Source organism: Chitinophaga sp. (assembly GCF_035538455.1).
Taxonomy (GTDB): domain Bacteria; phylum Bacteroidota; class Bacteroidia; order Chitinophagales; family Chitinophagaceae; genus Chitinophaga.
The window spans coordinates 81934-92403 of the sequence record NZ_DATLKJ010000044.1; the positions used below are offsets into that span (position 1 = coordinate 81934).

Sequence of the window (10470 nt, forward strand, 5' to 3'; positions counted from 1 at the left end):
GTTTTATTTGAGATTTAAATTATTACTTTAATCCATCAAATAAAAGGGCGGAGCACTCTTAATAAAAGGATAACATAGATACTCGTTTTACAACGGCGCCATATAGCGGTATCCCTGCTTCACCACTTTAAACTTCCCGTCTTCTTCCCGGAGAAAATAAGCGTTGGCACCTTCTGTATCATACCAGTCTGTGACCAGTTCAATATGTCCGTTGTTGTCAAAGGCCGCGAGAATCTTATAATAGTCGAGCCCAAATTCACCGCCGTCATCTACGCTCCAGGTACTCATGTCATCGTATTGCGCAGGATAATCATAGTAAATGGCTTTTCCATCGGAAATAAATGCCAGCGCAGCCAGCATACTTCCTTCCTTCCCCTCAAATTCAAACAGGGCGATATTGCTCTTCCCATCTACCCGGCTCAATAGTTTGTAACGCTTAATGCTGCGTTGCTTATCTTTCTCCACCATCGCCTTTATTGTAACAGGAACGCTGTCTCCGGCTATACCTTTCAATGGCAGGAATTTGCGCTTCGTCATAAAATCTTTCGATAACAACACCGCTGTTTCATCTGCGTCGATGTTTCCGCCGGTAGATGCAAAAATATAACCGTCAGCATTGTTGAAGTTATGGGCCATTTGCCGGCCGTTTTCATCTTTTCCCTCTTGCTTCCGTTTCAGAAATTTTATGCCGGGTATCAGCTCGCCCTTCGCGGATATTGTATAAGTAAATATGGTAGCATCTTTCAGCGTATCTTCCATCGAAACAGCAATCATATTTCCCTTCTCATTACTGAAACCAAAAGCGAGGGTACCTGTATCGCCTGATGCGGCAGGTACTTGCGTGGGAGTTACCTGTGTTATGTTACTATCGTTCTGTTGTGCTGTATTGCCTTCTTTCTTCGCGGATGGATTACATGCTGTATAAAGCAGCACGAGGGTAGGTATAGCTATTCTTCTCATGAGTGTTTATTCTGAATGGTAAATATACACAAAGTAGTTTCACCATTTCATTTTGCATCATCGTTCTCTTCGTGTAATACATGCTTCAGCCCCCATTCACTTAGCGACAATATAATCGGACGAAGGGTAAGCCCTTTCTCCGTTATGGAATATTCTACCCAGGAAGGTACTTCAGCAAATACTTTGCCGTGAATGATACCATCTTTCTCCAACTCCTTCAACGGTACTATTTACCGGATAGATACCCACCACCATATCACTACCTATGCTACCATGAAAGGAAAACCAGCGGGCATTGTTGCTTTACCCAACGGACGCTTCCTGCTGAATGGCTGGAATGAAACCGGTACCGCTACGCTCTTCCTGCTGGATAGCAACAGACAAATCACTCCGCTGCTACAACCTGCAGGCGCATTGTTCTTCAATGGGATGATCGCGGTAGATGATGACCATTTTCTGATCTGCGATTCATACAAAGGATGCATATGGGAATATCAACTGTCTGCCAATAATGCCCGTGTATGGCTTGAACACACTTTACTGGCTCGTGCAGACGATACCGGTGCAATGCCCGCCGCCAACGGCATGCAGCTGCATAGGCAAACCCTGTTCGTTTCCAACACAGATAAGAAGCTTCTGCTGGCTATTCCTGTTAACGCAAATACCGGTGAACCCGTTGTATATATGGACAACCTCAACCTGGATGATTTTGCCATAGACAACAATGGCACGATATACGCCACCACACATATTTACAACAGCGTGCTGAAAATCTCGTCCGACAAACACGTAACAGTGATAGGTACGGCAACACAGGGTTTCGCCGGTTCTACCTCCGCCAGGTTCGGCAAAACTGATCACGACGGTCATTACATTTATGTCACTACCAATGGTGGCATGTCGCTCCCTTTGCCTGGCGGTTCGCAACACGGCAGAGTAATACGCATAAATGTTAAACCATAGCAATGCTTACATAATTGAAAAGTACAAGCAATAAAAATTCTCACTTACTATGAAAAACGACAAAAAAATTCCTACCCCTTATGCTTACGCCGGTGGTGTTGAAAAGTTTGAACGGTTAACAGAAGTATTCTATGAAAAGGTCCTGAAAGATGAACTGCTGGAGCCACTTTTCAGGAACATGGCCGCCGAACATGCAAAGCATGTCGCGCATTTTATGGTGAAAGTCCTGATGGGGCCACCGTTCTACAGCGAAGAATTTGGTGAAGATTCGCTGAAGCGCATGGTATGTAAGCACATCGGCAAGTATATCAGAGAAGAACAGCGGAAAAGGTGGGTGGACCTGCTGCTACAAAGTGCCGACGAAACGGGCATTCCTGATGATCCTGAATTCCGTTCTACCTTTGTAGCGCATCTTGAATGGGGCAGCCGCGTAGCGCTGATCAATTCACAGCTTGCCTCCAATCCCACTACCGGTGAAGAACAAATACCGCAATGGGGATGGGGTGAAGTAAAAGGGCCCTATGAAATTGTAGGTTCTCTGTTTCAAAAGAAACATAAAGAGGAATAGCCCGTGGAAATGTTCTTGAACCAGAAGCTAAGTATCGTCAATCCTGTCGATATTGATTGACCTGCTTCCTGAATGCTTAGAAGTCGCCTCTTTCTACGGCGGGCATAAATTTCCTTGTTGCCATATCGCCACAGGGCAGCTAATTGACGACGAAGAGCAATAGGTTTACGTACTGGCTTTACAACTACTGGAGGCTGACACATTTTCAACAGCTCCGTGATAATAACATCGTTATTTATACCCTCCCGCAGCAACTGAAACGCTCTCCCCGTAAGCTGGCGGTATAAGGCATGCTTCTTTTGCTGCCGGGGCAGCTGCCGGTATACGCCGGAGGCCATCTTAGATGCGGTAGCCAGAAAACCCGCATTTTCCATCGTTCTGCGGAAGGCCGGGGTTTTCTTCACCCTTTTGCCGGTAAGAGAGCTTTTGACGCGCATATAATATCTCCCATGCATCTCGTAGATACAGAGAATGCCAACAGTCCCAATAAAGGGTGGTTTAACATCTGAATCTATCTTCGCCATGACACAAGGGTTTAAACAACAAGGCCTTGTCTAAATTTACCAATTATTGCCTCAATACCCCAAGTTTTTTAACCGGGTGCTTTCTCAGGCTACTCATTCGCTTGTCATTCAATTCTCATAGGGAGTAAAAGCGTATAAAGGGCACATACTAAGGGGTAACCAAGGGGCAAGGCTAGTCAAAGGCCTATTAAAAGCGTAGGTCATCTTTCTCTCTGACTAGCCCGGATGCCTATTTCTCTTTCATTCTTTTCTCCTGGATCAGGATCTGCTGTTGCTGTGCGGCAATCAACTTCTCTTGTGAGTCAAGTCTTTTATTAAGCTCAATCATGTGCAGTGTCAGTTCTTCTACTTTCTGCAACAGCTTCTGGTTCATTTCGAACAGCTCTATTCCTTCCTTGTGAACTTCATCAGCAGAAGGAATTTCCGGGAGATGGTTATGCACTGTAATATACTTTTCAAGAGCGCTCAGTGGCAACAAGCTGTATTGCTTATCAAATACATAATCAGGCCAATTGGCAGGACTCTTAACTCTCACTCTGGCAAAAATAGCATTTCCGTTTACAGCCAGCTTATAGCCTTTGCTATCTGGAGTACCTATGCTCACATTTCCAATCTTATCCATTCGAAGGCCATTCCCTCCTGCTTCCCAGGACCAGGGTGCAATAACAAAGCTACCGGTTCCCTTATCATTTCCGGAGTATATAATAGCCTGATCACCTGGTTGTACAATTGAATTATAGCTACTGGGGCCCAGGCTGGAACTGAACAACATAAAATGGCCATCAGAATTATTGATCTGGACATTGCCGTTGGCTGTTACTTGTTCCCTGAGGGTAAACCTTACAGGACCTACTACCTCGAGTTTGGCATTAGGTGCATCGGTACCTATACCAACGTTAGGGCCATTGTTCTGAAAAGTGTTCTGGGCTTTGATCTGTACTGCGCATGCACATGAGATCATGATGATTAACAACTCTTTCTTCATAGTGTATAAGTGTATGTTTAAAACCTTTGTGGGTTAAGACAATCTAAAATGCGTTGTAATTATAAAAGGATTCCCGGATTTGAACAAGAATATTCTCTGCTTTATGCACGTCCGGTGCATCTGGCAAACCGGATTGTTGATATAGTAGATTGATTCTTTCTAATTTTTCTTCTACCATCTGAAGCAAGTCTTCGTACGCAAATTGACCATTCTTTATACGAAGTAAAAAATATGATTTGGTGACTTGTTTATCTATAAAAATCCACTTAAAAAAGTATCTGCCTTTCCGACAGTATTGCAAACTTAATACCTTGTCTTATTATTAAAGTTATAGATACTATCAAACAGGGGCAATGTTATCCGTAATTACATTACCTAACTTAAAAGGAAAACTCTAGCTTTCGCTTAACGTGCTCTTTCTCTTCCTCAATAATTTGCCTATTGTACATTAATTCGTATGCCCGTTCTTTTTCCAGAACTTTGAACCACAATAAAGCAGGAAAATTTCTATTGGAATGTATTTCTAATCTGAAGATAATTTTCTCCGTTGGCTTACGATGTTTATTTATGATTTGACTTAATTCAGCAGGATCGACCTCAATTTCCTGAGCGAAATCCTTTTTTTTCCTGTTTAATATGCTTATATATTCATTCAGGAAGTAACCAAAATAAAAGTCTTTATTAAATTGAGTGGACTTAATATAATCTTCAATCTGAAACTTCAACTGCAATAATTGTGAAATCAGCTCAGTTGTACCAGAATAGCTATCAGACACCTTTTTTCGGTGTTCACGAAATTCATTCATGAAGTTTTCTCTATCCTTACCCTTTAAAGATTTAGTCCCTGAAAATATAAATGATTCTACAATTTCCTTTGGGGTAAATTCCTTCTGTATATCTTTGAACGATTTCATATTTGTACGTTTTTCAGCTTTTCATCATTCAAGATAAAAGCTTTCAATAATTAAATCAATCCATACTTCTTAAGTAACTGGACAGAACGGCCTGTCTCTAATTCCATGAAGCCCTCAGGGCGCGCCACGGCTCTTAATGGTATATGCACAAAGCCATAGGCTTTTGAATAGTGTTCAATCAATTCCGATTTAGGAATCAAAAATACCCATCCTTTATATCCTCTATTGAATGCCTCCCGACAGGCAAATGCAATTAAGCAACCCGCAATTCCCTGCAACCGCTTATTATTACCTCTATTTTCAACACTTACTTCGAGAAGTTCTATCTCCAAAGCATTTATCCCAGTCTCAGGAGGAAATTCGTTTAAACACATCAGCCCTAAGATTTCTTGGCATTCTGTTAATCTAAGCTTATAAACTTCCTGCTCTCTATATTTGCTCCAGTTGAACGAATCAAAACGAATTTTGTCTTTCTTTACAATCTTAAAGTCGTTAAGTGTAAGTCGTTCGATCATTATCTCATATCTTCCTCCTGTTTTTGAATCTTCTACCTCCATTCATAATATTTTTGCTTAATAAAATATTATATCTTCTTCGTAAAGATACAAAAAATTGACAAAAATGTCAATTTTCAAGCTCACTTTGCAGATACTATTTGACGCTGGACCTTCCTCTTTTTGGGGAATAGGAATTTCATTAAAGCAAGGTACTTGGTCTACGGGCCAGAGGCCTTTAATGTGGTTTATAAAATTATTATCTTGATTGATATAATAACAAAAAAAGCAGCCTTTTACAAGCTGCTTCTAATTTTTTATTCTCTAAAAGTGGAGATGGCGGGAATCGAACCCGCGTCCAAACATATTCGCCGAAAGCTTTCTACATGCTTATTTATGCATTGTTGTGTCGGGACGCAGCAGGGGCATAACGAACCAACTTTGTCCTTATCCGTTTGCGCTTCAGTGCTCACTCACGGAAACCATGAGCACCTATCCCTATGGGTTTTATGATTCAGCGGCGGGAGTCGCATAAGGCGACAACTCCAGGCGGCTATAATGGGTGTCTAATCTCTGATTAGGCAGCCATGGCGTAGTTAGATTCGCCATTTATGGTTTGAATATTCAGATTAGCGTGCTAATTATCCAACGCACGGCATGCTTACACTCTCAAAGAACTATGCTGTCAAAACCAGGCATCCCCGGTGAATAGCCCACAAAGATACAGTTTTTCTAACCAGTATCAAAAGAAAAAAGTAGCAGCGCGGTGGCGCTGCTACTTTTGCTATAGTATTTTATCCCTTTGTAAAAAACTTACTGATACCTCTCCAGATATCCAATCCGTTTGCCAGCAGGAGCAACCCGAGTAATATAATCATACCGGCAACCTGGGCATATTCCAGGAATTTCTCACTGGGCTTGCGTCCGGTAACGATCTCATATATCAGGAAGAGTACGTGCCCGCCATCCAGTGCAGGAATTGGCAGGATGTTCATGAAGGCCAGTACAATTGAAAGGAAAGCGGTGAGCTGCCAGAATGCTCCCCAATCCCACGCTTCAGGGAAGAGATTGGCAATACTGCCAAAACCGCCCAGCGACTCTGACATTTTCACTTCTTTGGAAACAAAGATCAGACGCAACTGGCTTACATATTCCTTCAACTTGTCGATTCCCTTGTGGAATCCCGCCGGGAAGGATTGCAGAAAAGTAAAGTGTTTGGTGTTATATTCAAATGGATCTTTGGGATACACACCTAAAACACTTTCATTAGTTAACTGTGCGTTGAGAGTAAGCGAATCAGTACCACGCAATATACCTACCTGTACCGCTTCATTTTTATGCTTCCGGATTTCTTTGTTAAACTGGTTCGCATAGGGCAGCGACTGTCCATTAAGGGCAATAAGACGATCGCCTTTCTGCAGGCCTATTTTAGAAGCTACACTACCGCCTATAATGCTGTCCACAAAGAAAGGCACCAGCGGAGCTGCAAAAGGAGATTTCTGTTTCAGCAAGGCACGCACAAAACCATCCGGGATAGGCAGGTTCAGCTGCTGGCCACCACGCTCTACCTGTATGCTCTTAACTTCCTTTAGAATCACTTCAGAGGGAATTGATCCAAAGTTGTCAATCGGGCGGTTATCCAGGGAAAGGATCTTGTCGCCATCGCGCATCCCGATGCTCTTACCCAGAGAATCTACTACCACGCCGTACTTTACGTTGGCATTGGGAAGGTAGGTTTCACCATAATGCCATAACAGCATTGCGTATATGAAAAATGCCAGGAGGATATTCACTGTTACGCCACCAATCATGATGATCAGGCGTTGCCAGGCTGGTTTGGACCTAAACTCCCATGGTTCCGGAGGTTTGGACATCTGCTCCTTGTCCATGCTTTCATCAATCATCCCGGATATCTTTACATATCCGCCCAGGGGCAGCCAGCCTATACCATACTCAGTTTCCCCGTTTTTGGGTTTAAACTTGAAGAGGGAAAACCAGGGGTCAAAAAACAAATAGAATTTTTCTACTCTGGTCTTAAACAGTTTGGCAGGGATAAAGTGCCCAAACTCATGCAACACTACCAAAATTGAAAGCGACAGTATCAACTGCCCTGCTTTCACCAGTATTATCTCTGTAGTCATTTAATATATTTCGCTTTAATCTGCCTAATATATTAGATTTAAAACATATTCCGGCAAAACTCTTTGTTAATTTTTAAATAGAAGTTAGATAGCTATGGCGTTGATCAGGTTGGCGGCATGCTCACGCGCAGCAGTATCACACTGGTAGTAATCGTGCAAGGTCGGTGTTTCAATAAACGGTACTTTGCCCATTGTTTCCTCGATCACCTCCGTCATCTGCAGAAATCCTATCCGGTTCCTGAGAAATGCGTTAACCACTTCCTCATTCGCTGCATTCATGACGCAAGCTGCATTTCCGCCTTTGTGCATCGCCTCGATAGCGATAGCAAGGTTACGGAAAGTTTTGGTATCTGGCTGTTCAAATGTGAGGGAAGGATAATTCCTGAAGGAAAACCGCGGGAAATCATTGGCCAGACGGTCAGGATACCCCAGCGCATACTGGATGGGGAGTTTCATGTCCGGCAGGCCCATCTGAGCTTTCAGGGAGCCGTCCACAAACTGCACCATAGAGTGAATGATGGACTGTGCATGTATTACCACTTCTATATTTTCCGGTTTCAGACCAAACAGCCAGCGGGCCTCGATCATCTCCAGGCCTTTATTCATCAGCGTGGCAGAATCGATGGTGATCTTCGCCCCCATGCTCCAGTTGGGATGTTGCAGCGCATGATCTTTCTTTACGTTGATCAGGAAGTTCGGCTTCTTTCCCAGGAAAGGTCCGCCGGAGGCGGTAAGGATTACTTTCTCCACCTTGCTAAAAGGTTCTCCCAGCAGGCACTGGAAGATAGCGGAGTGTTCTGAGTCCACAGGAATAACAGGTACGTTCTTCCTTCGTGCAGTAGCCATTACAATATCACCGGCCACTACCAGTGTTTCCTTGTTGGCGAGGGCTATCGGTGTGCCCTGTTCTATAGCGGATAATGTTGGTGCGAGTCCGGCAAATCCCATGACTGCTGCCAGCATCATGTCAAAAGTTCCCCATGCTGCCACTTCCACCATAGATTTCGCGCCGGCAAACACTTTGATGCCTTTATCGAATAAGATGTCCTTTACCTGTTTGTACTTTTCTTCATTCCCAATAACAACTGCATTGGGCTTAAATTTCAACGCCTGTTCGATCAGCAGGTCCGCATTCTGATAGGCGGTCAGCACTTCCACACTAAATCTGTCGGAATGTGCCGCAATTACCTCCAGCGCCTGTATACCAATAGATCCGGTGGACCCAAAAATGGCGATCTTCCGTTTATTCATTATAATGATTTTCTTTTTCGGTTACCTAAAAACGCCAGGGAAGCCGTTACACAGTTAATTCTTTCCCGTGAGTGGGAAAGAATTAACTGTGTAAAAGTCCGGCTGTTTATTGTATGAACTGGCCTAGCTCATCTGCCAGCTTTCTGTCGTTACTTAAACGGGGCACCTTGTTCTGACCACCTAGTTTTCCAATAGCCTTCATATAGTCAATAAAACCTTGTCTGCGTACAGTCCTTATCTTCAGGGGTTGTAATATATTACCGGTCAGAAGGTCGTCATAATATATGTTCTTTGCTCTCAGATTATCGTCTACCTTTTTTGCAAATGACATCAGATCTGCCGGCATATTTTCAAACTCCACAAACCATTCGTGGTAGGGCAGCTCACCATTGGTCTGCACCATAGGGGCTACTGTAAATTCTGTAATATGTACATTTTCCTCTGCTGCTGCTTTCATCAGGCTGTATTCCACCTCCTCACCGATCACATGTTCTCCAAAAGCGGAAATGAAATGTTTAATCCTCCCCGTTACCAGCAAACGATATGGATTGGTAGAAATAAACTTCACCGTATCACCGAGGTTGTATCCCCACAGACCAGCATTGTTATTGATGATCATGGCGTAATTTACACCAGGTTTCACATCTCTGAGCGACAGTCTGGTAGGATTTTCATTGAAAATCTCCTGTGCGGGGATAAATTCATAGAAAATACCGGAATTGGTATTCAGCAACAGTCCTGCATCTTCCTGCGAATCCTGGAAGGCAAAGAAACCTTCGGAAGCAGGAAATGTTTCCAGCGTATGTATAGGTCTGCCGATAGAAGCCATCAGTTTAGCCCTGTAAGGTTCAAAGTTAACGCCGCCATATACCAGCAGATCCAGGTTTTTGAATATCTCCTTGATACGCTTACCGTCTGTGCGTTCTATCAATCTGTCGAAGTACATCTGTACCCACGGCGGAATGCCGCTTATCAACGTCATATCCTGGTTGATGGTTTCTTCTACTATTTTGTCCAGTTTTGTCTCCCAATCGTCGATGCAATTGGTTTCATAGCTGGGGAGCTGATTGGTGCGCAGATAGCGGGGAATATGATGATTCACGATACCGCTCAGGCGACCGGTAGGAATACCACCTACCCGCTCCAGTTCCGGAGAGCCTGATAAGAAAATCAGTTTGCCATCAGCAAATGCGGTATTTCCGGTTTCGCCCATATAGTTCAACAGTGCATTCCTGGCTGTATCAATATGGTTGGCAATGGAATCCTTTGAGATGGGAATATATTTAACACCACTGGTAGTACCGGAGGTTTTAGCGAGATAGATCGGCTGACCCTTCCACAGGATATTTTGTTTCCCTTCTTTTATTTTTTCGATATACGGCTTAAACTGTTCGTAATCTCTTATTGGCACAGCCTGCTTAAATTCTTCATAGGTGTGTACTGCATCCAGCTTGTGATCTGTCCCGAACTCCGTCTTTTTACCTGTCTTTATCAGCTCCTCCAGGATTGCATCCTGGTCTTCCACCGCCCTCAGCATTTCCTTCCTGATCTTATTATGAACAATGGAAGCAAATGGTTTGGCTAGCAGTGATTTAAACTTCATGCCCTATATTTTATAATTGAGAGATCTTAATATTTTGGTATTTAGGTATTTTGGTATTTAAGTATTT

At 43.4% G+C, this 10470-nt stretch carries 11 protein-coding genes and 1 other RNA gene; 2 read left to right on the forward strand and 10 right to left on the reverse strand.

Annotated elements, in window-relative coordinates:
* Nucleotides 1–87 precede the first annotated feature (87 nt).
* Together VM802_RS05735 and VM802_RS05740 are read right to left on the reverse strand one after the other, a co-directional pair.
* Nucleotides 88–960 (reverse strand): hypothetical protein, encoded by an 873-nt coding sequence (locus VM802_RS05735; RefSeq protein ID WP_325528872.1) that lies wholly within the window; start codon nucleotides 958–960, stop codon nucleotides 88–90.
* Nucleotides 961–1007: 47 nt separating this feature from the next.
* A complete protein-coding gene (locus VM802_RS05740) occupies nucleotides 1008–1181 on the reverse strand; it encodes a winged helix-turn-helix transcriptional regulator (protein WP_325528873.1) in 174 nt (57 codons plus the stop codon).
* Between VM802_RS05740 and VM802_RS05745 the strand changes: the two genes are divergently transcribed.
* Nucleotides 1153–1923 (forward strand): SMP-30/gluconolactonase/LRE family protein, encoded by a 771-nt coding sequence (locus tag VM802_RS05745; protein ID WP_325528874.1) that lies wholly within the window; start codon nucleotides 1153–1155, stop codon nucleotides 1921–1923. The genes VM802_RS05740 and VM802_RS05745 overlap by 29 nt on opposite strands.
* A gap of 49 nt (nucleotides 1924–1972) precedes the next feature.
* Complete coding sequence (locus VM802_RS05750) at nucleotides 1973–2491, forward strand: group II truncated hemoglobin (RefSeq protein WP_325528875.1); 519 nt, start codon at nucleotides 1973–1975, stop codon at nucleotides 2489–2491.
* Here VM802_RS05750 and VM802_RS05755 read toward each other — a convergent pair.
* From VM802_RS05755 to VM802_RS05790, 8 genes are all read right to left on the reverse strand, one after another.
* Nucleotides 2467–3015, reverse strand: a complete 549-nt coding sequence (locus VM802_RS05755) for a hypothetical protein (RefSeq protein WP_325528876.1) — start codon at nucleotides 3013–3015, stop codon at nucleotides 2467–2469. The genes VM802_RS05750 and VM802_RS05755 overlap by 25 nt on opposite strands.
* A gap of 229 nt (nucleotides 3016–3244) precedes the next feature.
* On the reverse strand, nucleotides 3245–4000 hold the full coding sequence (locus VM802_RS05760) for a hypothetical protein (RefSeq protein WP_325528877.1): 756 nt from the start codon (nucleotides 3998–4000) through the stop codon (nucleotides 3245–3247).
* Between the two features lie 380 nt (nucleotides 4001–4380).
* Nucleotides 4381–4914: a hypothetical protein gene (locus tag VM802_RS05765; protein ID WP_325528878.1), complete on the reverse strand. Its 534-nt coding sequence runs from the start codon at nucleotides 4912–4914 to the stop codon at nucleotides 4381–4383.
* A gap of 50 nt (nucleotides 4915–4964) precedes the next feature.
* On the reverse strand, nucleotides 4965–5471 hold the full coding sequence (locus tag VM802_RS05770; RefSeq protein WP_325528879.1) for a GNAT family N-acetyltransferase: 507 nt from the start codon (nucleotides 5469–5471) through the stop codon (nucleotides 4965–4967).
* Between the two features lie 265 nt (nucleotides 5472–5736).
* Nucleotides 5737–6111, reverse strand: a transfer-messenger RNA (tmRNA) gene (gene ssrA, locus VM802_RS05775).
* 91 nt (nucleotides 6112–6202) lie between these two features.
* Entirely contained in the window at nucleotides 6203–7549 is a 1347-nt protein-coding gene (rseP, locus tag VM802_RS05780) for an RIP metalloprotease RseP (RefSeq protein ID WP_325528880.1), read from the reverse strand.
* Between the two features lie 84 nt (nucleotides 7550–7633).
* Nucleotides 7634–8800: a 1-deoxy-D-xylulose-5-phosphate reductoisomerase gene (locus VM802_RS05785; RefSeq protein WP_325528881.1), complete on the reverse strand. Its 1167-nt coding sequence runs from the start codon at nucleotides 8798–8800 to the stop codon at nucleotides 7634–7636.
* A 106-nt stretch (nucleotides 8801–8906) separates the two neighbouring features.
* On the reverse strand, nucleotides 8907–10403 hold the full coding sequence (locus VM802_RS05790) for a GH3 auxin-responsive promoter family protein (RefSeq protein WP_325528882.1): 1497 nt from the start codon (nucleotides 10401–10403) through the stop codon (nucleotides 8907–8909).
* Between the last annotated feature and the right edge of the window lie 67 nt (nucleotides 10404–10470).

What these genes read in the sequence shown, in the direction of transcription:
- VM802_RS05770 (WP_325528879.1), bottom strand. Translation starts at nt 5,471, where the DNA reads ATGGAGGTAGAAGATTCAAAAACAGGAGGAAGATATGAGATAATGATC.
- VM802_RS05785 (WP_325528881.1), bottom strand. Translation starts at nt 8,800, where the DNA reads ATGAATAAACGGAAGATCGCCATTTTTGGGTCCACCGGATCTATTGGT.
- VM802_RS05760 (WP_325528877.1), bottom strand. Translation starts at nt 4,000, where the DNA reads ATGAAGAAAGAGTTGTTAATCATCATGATCTCATGTGCATGCGCAGTA.
- VM802_RS05745 (WP_325528874.1), top strand. Translation starts at nt 1,153, where the DNA reads ATGATACCATCTTTCTCCAACTCCTTCAACGGTACTATTTACCGGATA.
- VM802_RS05765 (WP_325528878.1), bottom strand. Translation starts at nt 4,914, where the DNA reads ATGAAATCGTTCAAAGATATACAGAAGGAATTTACCCCAAAGGAAATT.
- VM802_RS05790 (WP_325528882.1), bottom strand. Translation starts at nt 10,403, where the DNA reads ATGAAGTTTAAATCACTGCTAGCCAAACCATTTGCTTCCATTGTTCAT.
- VM802_RS05735 (WP_325528872.1), bottom strand. Translation starts at nt 960, where the DNA reads ATGAGAAGAATAGCTATACCTACCCTCGTGCTGCTTTATACAGCATGT.
- rseP (WP_325528880.1), bottom strand. Translation starts at nt 7,549, where the DNA reads ATGACTACAGAGATAATACTGGTGAAAGCAGGGCAGTTGATACTGTCG.
- VM802_RS05755 (WP_325528876.1), bottom strand. Translation starts at nt 3,015, where the DNA reads ATGGCGAAGATAGATTCAGATGTTAAACCACCCTTTATTGGGACTGTT.
- VM802_RS05750 (WP_325528875.1), top strand. Translation starts at nt 1,973, where the DNA reads ATGAAAAACGACAAAAAAATTCCTACCCCTTATGCTTACGCCGGTGGT.